We start from the raw sequence: 17,389 nt of genomic DNA, 5'->3' as shown, positions 1-17,389 counted from the left end.
ATGACGCGCTGCACTTCGCCGCGCGCTTCGGAGATGTGCTTGGCCTGGTCAAGGGCGATGCCGTGCGCCAGCTTTTCGGCGTCGCGGATCATGCATTCCCGGATTTTGAGCACATAGGCCACGCGCTTGCCCACGGAGAGGTTGCGCCAGCCCTTATAGGCGGCATGGGCCGTGGCAATGGCCTTTTCCGCCGTTTCCGGCCCGGAAATGGGCACGGAGCCGATTTCCTCGCCGGTGGAGGGATTGTACAGGGGCACACGCTTGCCGTTGACTTCGTCCTGCCATTCGCCATTGATGAAATTGCGGATCCTGATGTCTGACATGGAACTCCTGCCTTGGAAAAAGGTGCTGCCGCATACGCCGTCAAACGTGACGCGCTTTCCAAAGCGGACGGCCTGCGGCGCGGCCTGACCGCTCCTCTGCTTTGGGGATTCTTGTGGAGGATAGCGCAGATCGCTCATGATGCATGTCGCATTTGCGACATCAGGCCATAAATTTCTTGCGACGCGGCCGGAGATAATGTTTCGACATCCTCCGCCTCCAGACACGCAAGGGCCCCTCCCCTGCCCTTCCCTCTCTTGATACGCGGGAAGGGCCTCTTCCCCCCTTTCGACTTTGCGGGAGATGGGCTATGGTCAGGAGCCATACGCCTGCCGTCCGTGAAAAGCCGGATCCAGAGTGGTGTGGCGGAAACCCCAGTCGAAGTGAGGAACAGATGCGTACTATCGTCTGTCTGGCGTGCCTTTTCGGGATCCTTTGTCTCCATCCGGCCTTTGCCGCCGAGCAGCGGCAGCCGGATTGTTCGCGGCATGACGCCTGGCCCGCTGTCATGGCGGGGGTACAGCTGAAGAATGTGGGACTCAGCGAAAAAGCCGGTGGCTATGACAAGGTGGAGGTCGAGCTGCTGGCTTCCGAGCCGCTTCCTCAGGACGAGCATGGCCGATCGCTTTTTCGGCAGGTGCATAAGGTGATCATCCATGACGGCGGCAACGTCTTTACCGCCATCACCGTCAATGATGCCTCAGTGGAGGAATGCTCCGAGTCCGGGGTGGACGTGTTTTTCGTCTCCATCGAATGCCCTGCCGGAGGCTCATGCGTTCGCTCCACTCCGTCACGCGCCCGGAGTGAGTAAAGACCGGCGCGCGTGTCCGCGTCAAAGCCATTTCTTCCCGCCAGCCTCAGGGACCATTGGCTTTTTTGGACGATCCTCTTTTGCTTCGCTGTCGCCGCTTGTCAGGTGACCACGCCTTGCAGGTATCGACAGCAAAGAAAGGTCATTCCCTTCCCCGAAAATTTTTGTGGCGAGTTGCCGTCCTTGGCGGGCATGGCCCTGAGGGGCGTCATTCTTTCCGCAAGATCCGTCCTGCTTCCCCATGTTGACCGGGGCGACGATTTGTTACACATCAGAGCAGCGCCGCACGGCCGGGGCCGCCTCAGTAACGAACTTCGCAAGGCCGCGTGACGCAGCAACGACGCATACACAGGAGCAGGCAGATATGTTGAGCGCCATCATCACTTATTGTTGTCTCGGAGCGTTTGCGGGCATCCTTGCCGGATTGCTGGGGGTGGGCGGGGGCATCGTCATCGTGCCCATGCTGGTCTTTGCCTTCGGCTGGCAGGATTTCCCGTCGCAGTACATCATGCTGCTGGCACTGGGCACTTCTCTGGGCAGCATCATGTTCACCTCGGTCTCCAGCGCCCTTTCCCACAGTCGCAGAGGGGCCGTGGACTGGAGCGCCGTGGCGCGCATCGCGCCGGGCATCATGCTGGGCACGTTCTGCGGTTCGCATCTGGCCGCCCTGCTGCCCAAGAAGGGACTGCAAGTCTTTTTCGTCTGTTTTCTGGCCTATGTGGTCAGCCAGATGTTGCTGGGCAAAAAGCCCAAGGCCAGCCGGGAACTGCCGGGCATGGCGGGCATGAGCTGCGCGGGCGGGATCATCGGCATCATCTCCAGTCTGGTGGGCATCGGCGGGGGGACGCTTTCCGTGCCCTTCCTCATCTGGCATAACGTGGAGATGCACCGCGCCATCGGCACCTCGGCGGCTATCGGCTTCCCCATCGCCGTGGCGGGTTTCCTCGGTTATCTCGTGGCGGGCTGGGATGCGACGGGGCTGCCTGCGGGCTCGCTGGGCTATGTCTATCTCCCGGCGCTGTTCAGCCTGGTCATTTGCAGCATGATCACCGCGCCGCTGGGCGTACGCATCTCGCACAGCCTCGACGTGCCGCGTCTCAAGCGCTGCTTTGCCGTGTTGCTCATGGTGGTGGGCGCCAAGATGCTTTGGGACGTGATCGCGGCATAGCGCGTTTTGCCGTTGAAAAGACGGAACACGAGGCGGCGGACAGTGCCGCCCGGCCAAAAACAAGCGGGAAAGTCGCGTTTTCCGCGAAACGCTAGGCCGTAAGATTTGGAACGCTTCGCGTTTCAAAGACGACAGCATCAAAAAAGAGCGGACATACTGACGTATGTCCGCTCCCCAAAAGCTCGCTGCTGGGTGGGCCTCAGCGGTTATTCCACAAGATAAGAAACGCATACGGTACGGGGACTTTTGGCTGCTCGCCTGTCGCCGTCCGCATCTGCACCCACTAAAAGCGTACTGGGGGAAGGTTGAGGCCTTGCGAAGGTCACCCTCCTCCCCCAAAACACGCAACGAATGGTGTCGACAGGCCTTAGAACGGCACTTCATCCATGCCGGCCGTGGCTTCCGAGGGGAAGGCCGGGCCGAGATCGTCATCGTGCGGAGCGGGCTGGGGCTGACGTCTGGGTGCCGGGCGCTGTCCGCCACCCTGCCCTTGCGGAGCGCCGCGGTAGGACTGACGTTGCGGCGCGGGGGCGTATTCATCCTCATAGCCGCCGGTCGGTGCGCCGTCGCCGCCGCGCGGACCGTCGCCGCGCCGGTCAAGGAATTGCACCCGCTGGGCCTTGATCTCGGTGGTGTAGCGGTCCTGCCCGTTCTGGTCCTGCCATTTGCGGGTCTGGAGGCTGCCTTCCACATACACAAGACTGCCCTTCGTGAGGTAATTGGCGCAATTTTCCGCCTGCCGCTGGAAAACGGAGACCCGATGCCATTCGGTGCGTTCCACTTTATTGCCGTCGCGGTCCACATAGGACTCGTCCGTGGCGATATTCAGGCTGGCGACGGGAGAGCCGGTCTGGGTGTAGCGCAATTCGGGGTCGCGCCCCAGACGGCCGATAAGCATGACTTTATTGAGCATAGGGATATCCTCGGACATTTTGCCGCGCAAACGGCGGCAGCAAGAGGGGTGCGGTTGGGGGTCAGTCTCTCAGCTTGCGGCCGAAGATGGCCCAGAGGCTGCGCTTGGGTTCCGGCGTTGCGCCGCTGCCGTAGGGCATGGCCTGTTCCAGTCGGGTCAGCAGTTCTTCGATCTGTTCGCTGAGTCGATTGGCCGTGCGCGGATCGTTCATGTCGCAGGCGGTCTCCAGCGCGTGCCAGCGGGCGCCCAGTTCTTCCAGCAGACGCCCGATGGCCGGATGGCTTTCCGTCGTCCAGCCGTGGCGCTGCCCCAGACTGCGCAGGGCCTGCACCATCTCGGCCACTCCCTGCCCTGTTTCGCCGCTGCGGTCAAAGAGACGGGTGAACAGCGTCGGCCAGAGTTTGGGCAGCAGAGAGGGATTCCAGCTGTCGGCCTTGGTGCGGAGCTGCAGCACGGTCATATCCACAGGAGGCTGCTGGATGATGCCCTGCAGGGCGGCCAGTTTTTCTTCGTGGATGTCCAGACGGCTTTCCAGTTCGCGGGCGGCGCGCGTGGCGGCCTCCACCTGCCACATGCCCAGAGCGTCTTCCAGGCGGGCCACGGCGCGTACCACGGGTTCGGCCTCGCTCAGGGACAGACGCAGCGTCTGCGGCAGAGCGCGGGCCAGGTCCAGCACGCTGCGGCAGGCCGGGAGCTTCGGCAGGTCGTCGTCCGTGATGGCATCACAAATGCGTTGGGAAAGTTGCGGCCAGCGCGCCGAGACCTTTTCGACATCCGGCGTGACGGCCATCAGGCGGATTTGCAGCGCCTTGCCCATACGATATCGTCCTTATTTTTCCGTCCATTCCGTCCTGACGCGCATGATCACGTCCTGGATGGCCGGGAGCTGATCTTGCGGGCAAACGCCGATGAGCGGCGCGCCCGCGTCGATATTTTCGTTATACTTGAAATAGACCGCGTAGATGACCCCTTCCGGGCCGCTGTAATGCAGGGGGACCTCACGCTTCATGCGGGACATGATCATGAGTTCCATACCGTCGCGCACGATGACCGAATGCGCGTCCGCGGCGCGGATCTTCTTGTCCACTTCGGGCGTGAAGTAGTATTTTGCCCGTTCCGGCGCCAGAAAAAGGTGGAGCGTCTTTTTGAGGATGAGGTATTCCACTTCATCCTTGGTGAGCATGTGCCGGATGACCATGAGCGGCGTACCGGCCTCCACGTATTGCCCTTCCAGTTCGCTGCGGATGCTGTCGATGATGCCCTTTTCCGTAGCGCAGATGGGCTTGGGATTGCGTTCGCGTTCCAGCGTGGCCAGCAGGGTGCCGGGACGCTCCTTCCACTGGCCCTGCGGGCCGAGCACTTCCTGGCCCGGCTGCAGACCGGCAAAGGTCACGCGCCCGGTATGCGGCGTCGTGACCGTGATCTCCCGGTAGGGGGAGGCTTTGATTTCTTCAAGCAATTCGGAGATGTTGATCATATGCTCTCCTGCCGTGCATTAGCGGTAGTACAGATTGCGCCCGCCGATGGTGAGTAGGGCCTGCTTGAGATTGGCGCGGATCTGGCGGCGATCCCAGATGCCCTGGATATGGCCGCGCGAAAGGGCGTGGTAGGAGCGGTGGTACTTGGGCGGGATGTCCATGCCCGTGGTCTCCTTGATGACGCCCGGCCCGGCAAAGCCGATGTTGGAGGAGCGCACCGCGAACTGATACGGCGAGCAGCCGAGGAAGCTGGCCACCGGTCCGGCAAAGGAGTTGGTGTCGTAGAGCACCATATAAAGGCCGCCGGACTCCACATAGCGGCGCACGGCCACCGTGCAGCGCGGCATCTGGATGACGCCGTTGGTGCCTTCCTGGATGCGTATGCCCGCTGTGCCGTGCACATAGGCCAGGAAGGGATAGCGCTTTTTCTGGGCCCGCTGCGCGGCCTCCACGAACTTGTAGCCCTCGGCGGCGCCCACGGAACCGCCGCGGAACGTCCCCATGAGCATGGCCACCACCATCTTGATGCCGTCGATACGGGCCTCGAAGGTCATGCAGCCGCTCTTGGTGCTGTTCTTTTTCTGGGCCTCTGCGATGCGTTCCTCAAAGCCGGGGAAAGCCAGTGGGTTGCCCGCCTCGATCTCGCTGTTGAACTCGTAGACCGAGTCCAGATCAAAGACGTTTTTGACGTACCATTCCGGCTCCATGGGGAAATGGTGCCCGCAGTGGCTGCACACGCCCGCGAATTCAGCGAAGAGGTCAGGCCCCCAGAGATCGAGGCAGCCGTAGGATTCGCTGTTGGGGCAGGTCAGGGTGCGGTCGATCTTGTAGCGCGGGGAAAGGTAGTTCCAGCGGCTGCGGCGGGAATCGTCCGTCCAGGTGGACAGCGCGGTGAGTTCCTGCGCCTTGTCCTCCGCCTGCCGTCCGGGCAGGCCGCGGGTCATCTTGTACCACGGGCTGAGGAGGCGGTTCTTGAACATCTCCACCTCGTTGCCCATTTCTTCCATGAAGGTGCTGATCTTGCGCTGATGCTTGCGGATGAAGTCGTATTTGACGTGCATCCACGGGGTGATCAGCCAGTCCTGCAGGGCGGCCATGTTCTTGGCCATGAAGGGACGGTTGTCGATGGCCGCCTCCCGCGAGAGCCGCAGGAATTTCTGCTGCCGGTGCTCCACCATGCGATCCTTGGCCGAGGCGCTCAGGCCCCAGCGGATGTGCATCTCGTCGAGGTTGGCTTCGGGGTTGCGCACGCGGGCCACGGCAAGGCCCCGGAAGCCCGGCCACTTGCGGTGGCTCAGCACCACTTCGTCCGTGGCGCGCAGCACTTCCTGCCGCAGGGAGCGGAAAAAGTCGAAATGGTAAGGACGCGCGCCCAACGGTGGCTCCTGCACCACGCGGTCGATATAGCCGAAGGCAAGGTTGTCCTGCGCGGTGATCTTGAGGCTGCCCGCGCAATGCTCGATGAGTTCGGTCGTGGCGCGCTGTCCGGCCTTGAGGCGGCCTTCGATGGCCGCGGCCCCTTCGGGCGAGATGACCGAATAGTAGCCGTGGGAGAGCATGAGGCGCTTGTCCGCCAGACCGATGGCCTCGGCCCCGCCGGAACCGCCTTCGGAGATGACGGCCACGATGGGCACGCGCAGACCCGCCATGCCGTAGATGTTACGGGCGATCTGCTGGGCCGCGCCGGGATAGTCCTCGATGGGATAGGAGCCGGGCGTGAAGATGTAGGTATGGATGGGGATGCCTTCGGTCTCCGCGACGTTCATGTAGTGCAGGGCCTTGGCGTTGCCCCAGGGCTTCACCGAGCCGCCGTTGCGGAACTCCGCCCCGTGGCCCTTTTCCTGCCCGATGACCATGACCGATTGGGTATAGGTCTTCTTGCCGCGCCGCCGGGTGATGATGGCGCGGGCGATGAGCATACTGGGATCGAGGCTGTGCTCGTCCTGCCCGCCGACCTCGGTGAAGTTGTCGTAGACGTTCTCGAGGATGTCCCGCAGGCAGATGCGTTGCGGATGCCGCACGATGCGCACCTTGTCCATGGGGGTCACGGCATTTTCCAGCCGTTTTTCCACAAAGGCAAAGAGCTCTTCCAGCGCCACCACGTCATTGTAGGGATCGGCCAGCTCGCCGCGCTGGGCGCGTCCCACGAAGACCGCCAGCTTTTCTTCCAGCAGGCGGATGTCTTCCTCATGCTTGCCGGCAAAAATGTCACGGGCGTAGGTGAGCCTGTCCGTCAGCCCCTGGATGCGTTTTTCAATATTGTTGTCCATCTTGTTCCGCACACGCCGCAAAGCGCTCTGTTTGTCGTATGGGGGCGCCGCGCCCAGGCGCGGCATCCGCGCTAGAAGCGCAGGATCCGTTCCGTATTGGCCCTGAGGAAGTTGACGTTGGATCTCAGCTCCTCGCCGGCGTTGTTCCTGCCCTCGAGGCGCAGATCCTCAAGGAAGGAAAGGCCGCGAGCCTTGGCTTCTTCCAGATCCTTGCCCCAGACGATGGCCAGCGCAAGGTTGGGGTCGAATTCCGTGGGGATCTCGTACGGTTCGTCCGTGGGCACATGGGTCAGCATGGTCAGCCACGGCTGGGGTTTCCACTGGAAGCGCTCGATGCGGCCCACCCAGGGCGTGAAGCGATTGTCCGGGTCCTCCGCGATAAGGCGGTATTCCACGCCCACGCCGTCAAAGCTGATGTCGTCCTGCGTGTAGCCGAGCGGCTGACCGAGGCCGATGCGTACCTGTTCGGCCAGCAGATCCACGTCGTCGATGCACTGCCCGTCCTTGTGGATGCGGGAGATGCGGGCCGAGACGCCGTTCTCCACCTGGATGCGGGTATTCACTTCCATGAGGAAGGGCTCGCCCTTGCGGGTGACGATCCATTCCCAGGTGCCCACGTTGTCATAGCCCACCTTGCGGGCCATGGTGAGCGAATAGTCCACGATGTCCGTGAGCACCTTGGCCGCATCGAAGGAATAGGTGATAGGGCCGGGGGCGAAGCCGGGGGCCACTTCCACGCGCTTTTGCAGGCCGGTGGACTGGATGGAGCAGTTGCGCGTGCCGAAATGCACGGGATTGCGTCCCGTGCGGTCGGACACTACCTGCACTTCCAGATGGTTGAAATCGGTGATGCGCTGCTCGATGAGCACGCCCTCATCCTTGAACTGCCGCAGGGCGTAATTGCGGATGCGGCGGTAGACGGAGCGGAAGACGTCGATGTCGTACACTTCCTCGATGCCCATGCCGCCGCCGCCGGCCGAAGCCTTGACCAGCACGAGCGGCCGCCGGATACCCTGCTGTTCCTGAAATTCAAAGACGCTGCGGGCGATGCGTTCGGCCTCCATCTCGTCATAGATGGGCCGGTCGGAACCGGGCACCGTGGGCACGCTCAGGCTGCGGGCCAGACGCTTGGTGTTGATCTTGTCGCCCAGCTCGCGGATGATCTTCCACGAGGGACCGATGAAGATCATCTTGCGGTCGCGTTTCATGACCCGGCGGGCAAAGCGGAAGTCCTCGGCAAAGAAGCCGTAGCCCGGATGCACGGCGGTGCAGCCCGCTTCATCCGCCACGGACATGAGTTCATTGGCGTCATGATAGGAGGAGACGCGGTAGAGGCTCTTTTCCCCGCCGGTCTCGCGGGCAAGGCGTACGTGCCCGGACGCGGCGTCCTCCGCGGTATAGATGGCCGTGAAGGCCACCCCCAGCTTGCGGCAGGCCCGCATGATGCGCATGGCGATTTCGCCGCGATTGGCCACAAGGACTTTGTGGCTTTCCAGCGGCATGGCATAGAGATCCTGTAGGTTCTGCAAGATACACTCCTGCCGGCCGGAAGCTTCGCTTGAACTGCGAGACAGGCCGGGATATGATGCGCGCAAACGCGACCGCCTGCCGACGGCAGGAGGGCGCGGAGACGAGAAACTGATGAATACGAGGGTATTTTATGCAAAATCTGCCAGAAGTCCAGCTTGCCGTAACCGCGCTGAAACAAAAGCTTTCCGAGGCTGGCCGCACAGGGCGGGCCGCCAAGCCGCGCGTGGGCATGGTGCTCGGCACCGGACTTTCCGGTCTGACGGCGGCCATGCGCGATGCGGTGCGCGTGCCCTATACCGAGCTGCCGGGCTTTCCCCTCTCCACTGTGGACTCGCATAGCGGGGCCTTCGTGCTGGGGGACGTGGCGGGCATCCCCGTGCTTGCCCAGCAGGGCCGTTGCCACCTGTACGAGGGCTACAGCCCGGCGCAGGTCTGCATGGGCGTGCGGGTCATGGCCGGGCTGGGCATCGGTACCCTTGTCGTCACCAACGCGGCCGGGGCCCTCAATCCCCAGTTCGATGCCGGTTCGCTCATGCTCATGACCGATCAGATCAACTTCACCGGCACGACGCCGCTGGCCGGTCCCAACGTGGAACAATGGGGGCCGCGCTTCCCGGACATGAGCTGCATCTTTGACCCGGAACTGCGCGCGCTGGCGCTGGAGAGCGCCGCCATGCTGGGCATCCGCCTGGAGCGCGGGGTCTATATCGGCGTGCACGGCCCGCAGATGGAAAGCCCGGCCGAAACGCGCATGTATCGTCAGTGGGGAGCGGATGCCGTGGGCATGAGCACCGTACTGGAAGTGCTGGCCGCGCGGCATCTGGGCCTGCGGGTGCTGGGCGTATCCTGTCTGAGCAACAAGAACCTGCCGGACTGCATGGCGCCTGCCCCCCTCGAGGAGATCATAGCGGTGGCCGGACGCGCCGGCAGGCAGCTGGAGCGCCTCCTGCTGGACATGGTGACAAAATTCTGAAAAACGCATACATCTTCTGCCCGCCCTGCGGGACGGCCGGCCTGCCCCGTCCGTCTGCGGGGCGCTCTGCGTCCTTGGGGGGCGCGCTTTTCACGCAACGGCAGGCAAAGGTCTCTTTCATGGAACAGAACACCTCCCTTCGCAATGTGGCCATCATCGCCCACGTCGACCACGGCAAGACCACGCTGGTGGACGCCCTCTTTCGCCAGAGCGGCGTCTTTCGCGCCGATCAGCAGGTGGACGACCGCGTCATGGACAAGATGGATCTGGAACGCGAGCGCGGCATCACCATTGCCGCCAAAAACTGCGCCGTGCATTGGAAGGGCGTAAAGATCAACATCATCGACACGCCAGGCCATGCCGACTTCGGCGGTGAGGTGGAGCGCTCGCTGTCCATGGCCACCGGGGCCATCCTGCTGGTGGACGCCTCGGAAGGACCGCTGCCGCAGACGCGCTTCGTGCTCAAGAAAACGCTGGAGGCCGGGCTGCCCGTGGTGGTGGTGGTCAACAAGATCGACCGCAAGGACGCCCGCCCGGAAGAGGTGCTCAACGAGGTCTACGACCTTTTCATCGATCTGGGAGCCAATGACGAACAGCTCGAATTCCCCGTGCTTTACGCCATCGGCCGCGAAGGCGTGGCCATGTACGGGCTCGAGGACGAACGGGTGGACCTTTCGCCGCTGTTCGACACTATCCTCAAGCATATCCCCGGCCCGGCGCATGATCCCGCCGAACCCTTCCAGATGCTGGTGGCCGACCTCGACTATTCGGATTATCTGGGACGGCTGGCCGTGGGGCGCATCATGCACGGCACGGTATTCGCCAAGGAGGCGCTGGTCTGCATGGGCGAGGATGGACAGCCCAGCCCCCTGCGGGCCACCAAGCTGCAGGTCTATGACGGGCTCCAGCTTGCCGAGGTGGAATCGGCCGGGCCGGGCGATATCGTGGTGCTGGCCGGCATCGAGGACGTGACCATCGGTGACACCATCTGCACGCGCGAAAAGCCGCGCGCCCTGCCCCGCATCCGGGTGGACGAGCCCACCGTGGCCATGCGCTTCGGCATCAATACCTCCCCGCTGGCCGGACGTGAGGGCAAGATCGTGCAGAGCCGCGCCATCCGCGACCGTCTGGAGAAGGAATGTCTGCGTAACGTTGCCGTGCGTCTGGAAGACACGGCGGACAAGGACGCTTTCCTCGTCAAGGGGCGCGGGGAGTTCCAGATGGCCATCCTCATCGAGACCATGCGCCGCGAAGGCTTCGAGTTGTCCGTGGGCCGTCCGGAAGTCATCCTCAAGAAGGACGAGAACGGCAAGGTCCTGGAACCCATCGAGCACCTCTATGTCGATTGCGACGAGTATTTCATGGGCGTGGTGACGGACAAGCTCAATCAGCGCAAGGGCCGTATGCTCAATTGCATCAATAACGGCACCGGTCGCGTCCGTCTGGAATTCACCGTGCCTTCGCGCGGGCTCATCGGCTATCGGGACGAATTCCTCACCGATACCAAGGGCACCGGCATCATGAACTCCTACCTTGACGGCTACGAGGAATGGCGGGGCGACTTCCCCACACGCTTCACGGGGTCCATCGTGGCCGACCGTCCCGGCAATGCCGTGGCCTATGCCCTCTTCAATCTGGAGCCGCGCGGTACCCTGTTCGTGGAGCCGGGCGACCCGGTCTATGAAGGCATGATCGTGGGCGAGCACAACCGGGACAACGACATCGACGTCAACGCCACCAAGGAAAAGAAGCTGACCAACCTGCGCGCCGCGGGCAAGGACGAGAACGTCATCCTGACGCCGGTCAAGAAGATGACCCTCGAACATGCCCTGCACTTCGTGCGGGAAGATGAGCTGGTGGAGGTGACGCCGCAGTCCATCCGTCTGCGCAAGACGGAACTTTCCGCCCAGAAGCGCTATCAGATGGCCGGGGCCAAGAAGAAGGGGTAGAGCGTTTTACCTTTGAGAAAGGCAAACGTTCTGACCGGTACTAGGGCCTGTTGACACCATTCGTTGTCTGTTTGGGGGGAAGGGAAACCCCTCCGCCAGCGCGGGAGCGGGTTGCTCTGCTGTCGATGCCCGTAAGGCTCCTTTGTCGCCTAACGGGCACGGCCCTCCGGGCCGCCTTTCGGTCGCTCCCTTCCCCCCAAGCCCCCCATCCCTTCCCCAGCGCGCCTTTACCGGGGGAAGAGTCAAAGACACGAGGCACCCTCGTCCCAAAAACAAGCGGCGTGTATCAGCCTGTTTTACTTATCTATTGAAAATTGTTTGAAAAAATTGTGTTAATAGGCCCTGGATGTCCGTTTCCGGCAGATCGTGCAAAGGCTCCCTTTTCCGTTGCATCGAGCGGAGAAGGGCGGCCTTTTTGCTGTTCATCAAGGGATATGCGCGTCAAAAGGTGCCCGATGCGGCGGCCGCGCGTGAACGCTGCGGTTCCGGCTCTCCCGCGCGGCCCTTGGTGCTGCGGCCGGTCCCGGCCTGAGAGGCTTGCGGCAGCGGATAGGGCTGCACCACGCGGTAGCGCGGGGCCGCCTTTTCCTGACGCGGCGCGGGGGCCGACGGCTGCGGATGGACCACGCGATAGACCGGGGCTTTTTCCCGCCGACCGGCGGAACTGCCGGAAGCGGCGGCGGGACGGACGCGGTGCGTGTCCGTAGCGGCCGCGGCGGCTGTCCGTGGCGGCGTGGACGGCGTCGCCTGTACGGCATCGCCGGATACGACGGCATGATCCGCCGTCAGGGCGGCGCGGGACGGGGCTGTCGTCTCCGTCGGGGTCCACGGCTGGCTGCAGCGGGCCATGGGGATCGGGGTGCTGCCTGCGGGGATAGCGCCTCCGGTGGCCATCATGGCGTCGGGGAAGCTTTCCGGCGGCATCTCTTCCGCCTGTTCCGAATGGGGTTGCGGCGTCCTGCGGGTCATGAGCAGGGGGGGCGTCTCGTCCAGCACATCCAGATATTCGCTGACGGTGACGAAGCGCTGGCAGCCTCCGGCCCGCAGCTCGTCGATGATGCGCGGCAGGTCGTCCACGGTCCGCTTGAGCGAGTCATGGAAGAGGAAGATGCCGCGCAGTTCGCCGGGGCCGTAAACATGGCCGAGCGTATTGGGCAGCAGGGCATAGTTGACGGGCAGACGCTTCCAGTCATGGCTGTCCTGCGACCAGAGCATGATGGAGAGGCCCAGGTCCCCGGCAAGTTCCACCGTATCTTCATTATAAGCCCCGTAAGGAGGGCGGATATGGCGGGGGCTGGCCCCAAGTTCCCGCAGCAGGGCGTCGGTCCGGGCCAGTTCGTCGTATTGCTGTTCCTTGTTGAGGGCGCGCAGCTTGGGGTGCGACCAGGAGTGGTTGCCGACCTCGTGCCCCTCGGCCACGATGCGCTGCACGAGGGAAGGGCGCAGGGCCGCATTCTTGCCGAGCAGGAAGAAGGTCGCGTGGATGCCGTAACTGGACAGCATGTCCAGCAGGCGGCCCGTATTGCGGGAAGGTCCGTCATCAAAGGTTATGGCGCAGAGATTCTCCCGCATCTGCTGTCGGCTGATGCTCGCGCCGTCATAGACGAGCGCAGCCCCGCGAGCCATGCCGCCCAGAGGCGGCCATGCCGCCAGACACAGCAGCACTATCAGACTTTTCCACCGCATACTCCGCAACCCCTCTCCGCTGCCTTTTTGCGGTCCTTGCCGCCGCAGCGAGGCTGTATCTACCATTGCCTTGTGCCCGCCGCAAGCAAAGGGATATTTATTCTTGGTAAATTTTCCAATTATTATATCATGTTATAATTTTTCTTGAAAAATCTCTCTTTTTTTAAAAATTTTTGCTTGACGAAAGGGGGCAGTTTGCGTAGAACCAATCTTGCGACGAGGGCAGTTAGCTCAGCTGGTAGAGCACCGCCTTCACACGGCGGGGGCCACAGGTTCAAGTCCTGTACTGCCCACCACCCGGAGCGGTAGTTAAGACGGTTATAACGCCGGCCTGTCACGCCGGAGGCCGAGGGTTCGAGTCCCTTCCGCTCCGCCAGAAAATAAAGCGCACTGTGAAAACAGTGCGCTTTTTCTGCGTATGGACGGTAGGCTGTTACGGCCCACGGTGGGGCGGAGGGAGAAAAGTCTTGACAGCTGAAGGGAAGGGCGGTAAGCAGTCTCAATTCAGCGTCAACGGCTCTGCCGGACGACGACATCCTGCGGCAAGCGTTCCGGGGTGGCCTGAAAAGGCCCCCTTTTTTTATTATCTGCAAAGCGCCCGGCGAGAAGAGCATGAGTCAGAATCCGATTGCGGAGGCGGTCGTCCGCCTTGCCGCTCCGGTGGTGGAATCCCTGGGGCTGGTCATCTGGGGGGTGGAGATCACCCAGAGCGGCCGCATGGTGGTGCGCCTCTTTGTGGATGTGCCCTCGGACGGGCGCAATCCGCATACCGTGGCCGAAGAGCTGGCCGCCCGTTCGCAAGATGATGGAGCGGACATGCCGGAGCTGGCGCTCCCCTCAGCGAGCATCGACCAGTGCGAGGAGATCTCCCGCCATCTGGGCCTTGCCCTCGAGGTGGAGGACATCGTCCCGCAGGCTTATGTGCTGGAAGTCTCCACGCCCGGTTTCAACCGGCTCTTTTTCTCGACGGAGCAGATGCGCCCCTATGTGGGGGATATGGTGGAAGCCCGTATGCAGGCCGCCTATGCGCCGCGGGCGGACATGGCGCCGCGCCGTTCCTGGCGCGGTCGGCTGGAGGCGGTGGAGGCGGAGGCTTTTCTGCTGGCCCCGGCCGGCATCACCCCTGAAGGGGAGGTGCTGCCCGAAGCCGTGGAGCCTGTGCGCCTGCCGTGGGACATGACGCGGCGGGTCGCCCGCGTGCATGTCTTTCGTGCGCCGGAAAAACCGGGTAGATCCGCTGGCGGCGGACGGCGGAAAGGGCGGCAGGAAACGCAGCCCGCCGCGGCTGCCGGACGTGGTGGGGCGCGGGTGCCGCGCAAGAATGAGGCGCTGGACGACGACGTGGCGTCCGCGCTGCAAGGATAGCAACCCGGCGGACGTCTGGCCGGGAGGATTTTGAGGCCGCGCTGGCGGCACGGAGGCAATTATGAATCTTGAACTCAAGAAGGCCATTGACCAGATCAGCAAAGATAAGGGTCTTGACCGTGATATGCTCATCGACACGCTGGAGGACGCGGTGCGTACTTCCGTGTTGCGCCGTTTCAGCGAGGACATGGATGTGGAAGTGTCCTACAATGACAATACCGGCGATATTGAAGTCTATCAGTTCAAGATCGTGGTGGAGGACGACGACCTGCTCAATCCCGATACGCAGATCGAGCTCTCCGAAGCCCGCACCCATGATCCGTCCGTGCAGATCGACGATGAGATGGGCTTCCGCGTCAAGGTCGAGGACCTCGGCCGCATCGCCGCCCAGTCCGCCAAGCAGGTCATCATCCAGCGTATGCGCGACGCCGAACAGGAGATCATCTACGAGGAATACAAGGACCGCGTGGGCGAGATCGTTTCCGGCATCGTGCAGCGCCGGGACAAGGGCGGCTGGGTGGTCAACCTCGGCCGCACGGAAGCCATCCTGCCGCGCGACGAGCAGATCCCCCGCGAGCACTACAAGCGCAATGACCGGGTGCAGGCGCTGATCATCGAAGTGCGCAAGGAAGGCCGCGGTCCGCAGATCGTCATTTCCCGCGCGCATCGCGATTATATGGCCGCCCTTTTCCGGCGCGAAGTGCCGGAAGTGGACGACGGCGTGGTGCAGATCATGGGCGTGGCCCGCGATCCCGGTTCGCGCGCCAAGGTGGCGGTGCTTTCCCGCGAGCGCGACGTGGATCCCGTGGGCGCCTGCGTGGGCGTGCGCGGCTCGCGCATCCAGAACATCGTGCAGGAGCTGCGCGGCGAGCGTATCGACATCGTGGTCTGGAGCCCGGATATCGCCACCTATGCCCGCAATGCCCTCGCGCCGGCGTTGGTGTCGCGCATCGTGGTGGATGACGAGGAAAACCTGCTGGAAGTCATCGTGCCCGACGATCAGCTGACCAACGCCATCGGCCGCAAAGGGCAGAACGTGAAGCTGGCCGCGCGCCTGCTGGGCTGGAAGGTCGATATCTTCACCGAGAGCCGTTACAACGAGGCCAATGCCATCGGGCACGGGCTGCAGCAGGTGGCCAGCGTGGCAGAAGTGTCCATGGAAGCCTTGCTGGAGGCGGGCTTTTCCTCGCTGGAAAAGCTGCGTGCCGCCACGGACCAGGAACTTGCCGACAAGCTGGCCATTTCGGACGCGCGCATCGCGGATCTGCGCTCCGCCATCAACTTCCTTGCGCCCGTGGTGGAAAAGACCCCCGAGTCCTCCGCCGTGGAGCTGTTGAAAGCGCCGGAAGAGACGGAGAGCGCTCGCGAGGCCGAGAGCGAAAAACAGGACGACTAGAGAGTGGCGCCGTGTCTCATGTGCCTGAGCGCATGTGCGTCATCTGCCGGGAGCGCTTTGCCAAGGCCTCGCTCTCGCGGCATGTGAAGGACGAGCAGGGAAATTTGATCATCGACGCGACCAAGACCCGCCCGGGCAGGGGCTGGTATGTGTGCGACAGGCCGGAATGTCTCAAGCGATTCGAGAAGTACCGGCCCAACGCACGGCGCAAGGGGGGTAAGAATGCCTGAAACGAAACTGAAAATCAAAGATCTGGCTGCCGAGCTCGACGTGCAGCCCAAGGAAGTGCTGAACGTCGCTCGCGAACTGGGCATTTCCGCCAGGCAGAGCACGGCGCTGCTTGCGCCGGAAGATGTGGTCCGCGTGCGGGAATACTTCGCCGCGTCGCGGCAGAATGAGGTGACGCGGCGCGAGAGCGAATCCGGCGTCATCGTGCGCCGCCGTCGCCGTGTCGTCGAAGAACCGGCCCCTGAGGCGTCTGTCGTCGCGGAGGAAAAGGAAGAAAAGGTCGTGGAAACGGCGGCGGAGCCTGCCGCTCCGCTGACTGAGCCCATGGCCGAGCAGGTCCCTGTCGCGGAAGCGGCGCCTGCCGAGGAGACGGAAGTCGCGCCTGCCGCTCCGGCGGAGCCGGAAACGGCGAAAGCGGCCGAGGAAGCACCGGCGGCGCAGGAAAAGCCCGCCAAGCCCCGCAATGCCCGCATCATCGCGCCCGCCCGCGTCATCAGCCGCCCGCAGGACGCCGCAGCCGAGCCTGCGCCTGAGGAGAAGGCGTCCGTCAGCGCCGCCGAAGAGCCCGTGGCCGAAGCTCCCGCGCCGGAGACGAACGTTGTGGAGCCGGTAGCCGAGGCCCCGTCCCGCGCGCCGGAACATGTCCAGGAAAGTGAGGGAGCCGAAAAGGCGCGGTCTGCCCGCCACGCCGCCCGTCCCGATGCTTCCGCCGAGCCCGAAGGTTCTTCCGCGCCCACCTTGCCCCCGCGTGCGCCGGAGCCCCGGGAAAAAGCGCCGGAAGAGGAAGCCGCCGCGCCTGAAGTGGCCACGGCACAGCGCGCCCGCGTCATCGCGCCCGCGCCGCAGGTGCGCGTCATCAGCCGTCCCGCGCCGGGCAGCACGCCCGCACGCGATACGGCGGCTCGTGACGATCGGGGCGGCCGCCGTGACGGTCGTTCCGGCGACGGACGAGACAATCGCGAGGGGCGCGATCGCGGCCCGCGGCCCGGCAATCGTCCGGGATTCGGTGAGGGCCGTGGTCCGCGTACCGGCGCTCCCGGAGGCGGCGGCTATGCCGCGCCCGCCCAGCCTACGCCGGTGGACAGCCGCGACGGGCAGAGCAAGAAAAAGCGCCTCAAGGGCCGTCGTACCGTGGATTTCCAGCAGGGAGATTTCGGGCATCAGGACGAGGATGATGTGCCGCGCATGAATCGCGGCAAGAGCCGCCGCAAGCCCGGCAAGGCCCTGCCCGCCGCCCAGCAGGCCACCCAGCCCCTCAAGGCCGCCAAGCGCAAGATCCGCGTGGATGAAGCCATCGTGGT

General features: G+C 63.7%; 14 protein-coding genes, 2 tRNA genes and 1 pseudogene. 10 read left to right on the top strand and 7 right to left on the bottom strand.

Features of this window, described 5'->3' with window-relative positions; translation table 11 throughout:
- Window positions 1–323, bottom strand: a 323-nt coding sequence (locus tag Q0K00_RS08420; RefSeq protein WP_297228519.1) for an aldehyde dehydrogenase family protein, incomplete at its 3' end; no start/stop codon positions are given.
- 392 nt (window positions 324–715) lie between these two features.
- Between Q0K00_RS08420 and Q0K00_RS08415 the strand changes: the two genes are divergently transcribed.
- Both Q0K00_RS08415 and Q0K00_RS08410 read left to right on the top strand, forming a co-directional pair.
- On the top strand, window positions 716–1,132 hold the full coding sequence (locus Q0K00_RS08415) for a hypothetical protein (RefSeq protein ID WP_297228518.1): 417 nt from the start codon (window positions 716–718) through the stop codon (window positions 1,130–1,132).
- 364 nt (window positions 1,133–1,496) lie between these two features.
- A complete protein-coding gene (locus Q0K00_RS08410; protein WP_297228517.1) occupies window positions 1,497–2,300 on the top strand; it encodes a sulfite exporter TauE/SafE family protein in 804 nt (267 codons plus the stop codon).
- Window positions 2,301–2,667: 367 nt separating this feature from the next.
- Here the strand turns inward: Q0K00_RS08410 and Q0K00_RS08405 are convergent, their stop codons facing one another.
- The 5 genes from Q0K00_RS08405 to Q0K00_RS08385 all read right to left on the bottom strand — a co-directional run bounded on the left by Q0K00_RS08405 (window position 2,668) and on the right by Q0K00_RS08385 (window position 8,463).
- Window positions 2,668–3,213, bottom strand: a complete 546-nt coding sequence (locus tag Q0K00_RS08405) for a single-stranded DNA-binding protein (RefSeq protein ID WP_297228516.1) — start codon at window positions 3,211–3,213, stop codon at window positions 2,668–2,670.
- 61 nt (window positions 3,214–3,274) lie between these two features.
- Window positions 3,275–4,030, bottom strand: a complete 756-nt coding sequence (locus tag Q0K00_RS08400) for a hypothetical protein (RefSeq protein WP_297228515.1) — start codon at window positions 4,028–4,030, stop codon at window positions 3,275–3,277.
- A 12-nt stretch (window positions 4,031–4,042) separates the two neighbouring features.
- Window positions 4,043–4,690, bottom strand: a complete 648-nt coding sequence (locus tag Q0K00_RS08395) for a biotin attachment protein (RefSeq protein ID WP_297228514.1) — start codon at window positions 4,688–4,690, stop codon at window positions 4,043–4,045.
- An 18-nt stretch (window positions 4,691–4,708) separates the two neighbouring features.
- Window positions 4,709–6,961: a carboxyl transferase domain-containing protein gene (locus Q0K00_RS08390; RefSeq protein WP_297228513.1), complete on the bottom strand. Its 2,253-nt coding sequence runs from the start codon at window positions 6,959–6,961 to the stop codon at window positions 4,709–4,711.
- A 71-nt stretch (window positions 6,962–7,032) separates the two neighbouring features.
- On the bottom strand, window positions 7,033–8,463 hold the full coding sequence (locus tag Q0K00_RS08385) for a biotin carboxylase N-terminal domain-containing protein (protein ID WP_297228520.1): 1,431 nt from the start codon (window positions 8,461–8,463) through the stop codon (window positions 7,033–7,035).
- 158 nt (window positions 8,464–8,621) lie between these two features.
- On the opposite strand from Q0K00_RS08385, the gene Q0K00_RS08380 reads away from it, so the two are divergent.
- Together Q0K00_RS08380 and typA are read left to right on the top strand one after the other, a co-directional pair.
- Window positions 8,622–9,464, top strand: a complete 843-nt coding sequence (locus tag Q0K00_RS08380; protein ID WP_297228512.1) for a purine-nucleoside phosphorylase — start codon at window positions 8,622–8,624, stop codon at window positions 9,462–9,464.
- A gap of 119 nt (window positions 9,465–9,583) precedes the next feature.
- Window positions 9,584–11,413, top strand: coding sequence for a translational GTPase TypA (gene typA / locus Q0K00_RS08375; RefSeq protein WP_297228511.1), 1,830 nt, complete (start codon window positions 9,584–9,586; stop codon window positions 11,411–11,413).
- 441 nt (window positions 11,414–11,854) lie between these two features.
- On the opposite strand, the gene Q0K00_RS08370 is transcribed toward typA, so the two are convergent.
- On the bottom strand, window positions 11,855–13,099 hold the full coding sequence (locus tag Q0K00_RS08370) for a polysaccharide deacetylase family protein (protein ID WP_297228510.1): 1,245 nt from the start codon (window positions 13,097–13,099) through the stop codon (window positions 11,855–11,857).
- Between the two features lie 220 nt (window positions 13,100–13,319).
- Between Q0K00_RS08370 and Q0K00_RS08365 the strand changes: the two genes are divergently transcribed.
- From Q0K00_RS08365 to Q0K00_RS08340, 6 genes and pseudogenes are all read left to right on the top strand, one after another.
- Window positions 13,320–13,395: transfer RNA gene (locus tag Q0K00_RS08365), tRNA-Val, on the top strand.
- A gap of 3 nt (window positions 13,396–13,398) precedes the next feature.
- Window positions 13,399–13,475, top strand: a tRNA-Asp gene (locus tag Q0K00_RS08360).
- 236 nt (window positions 13,476–13,711) lie between these two features.
- Entirely contained in the window at window positions 13,712–14,464 is a 753-nt protein-coding gene (locus Q0K00_RS08355; protein ID WP_297228509.1) for a ribosome maturation factor RimP, read from the top strand.
- Between the two features lie 61 nt (window positions 14,465–14,525).
- Window positions 14,526–15,860, top strand: a complete 1,335-nt coding sequence (gene nusA / locus Q0K00_RS08350) for a transcription termination factor NusA (protein WP_297228508.1) — start codon at window positions 14,526–14,528, stop codon at window positions 15,858–15,860.
- 11 nt (window positions 15,861–15,871) lie between these two features.
- Window positions 15,872–16,090: a YlxR family protein gene (locus tag Q0K00_RS08345; RefSeq protein ID WP_297228507.1), complete on the top strand. Its 219-nt coding sequence runs from the start codon at window positions 15,872–15,874 to the stop codon at window positions 16,088–16,090.
- Window positions 16,083–17,389: pseudogene (locus Q0K00_RS08340) on the top strand (translation initiation factor IF-2); the annotation flags it as partial. The gene Q0K00_RS08345 and the pseudogene Q0K00_RS08340, both read left to right, overlap by 8 nt.

Source organism: uncultured Desulfovibrio sp. (assembly GCF_944327235.1).
Lineage (GTDB): Bacteria > Desulfobacterota > Desulfovibrionia > Desulfovibrionales > Desulfovibrionaceae > Desulfovibrio.
Note: the sequence above shows the minus strand (reverse complement) of the source record. Positions and strands in the feature narration are given on the sequence as shown.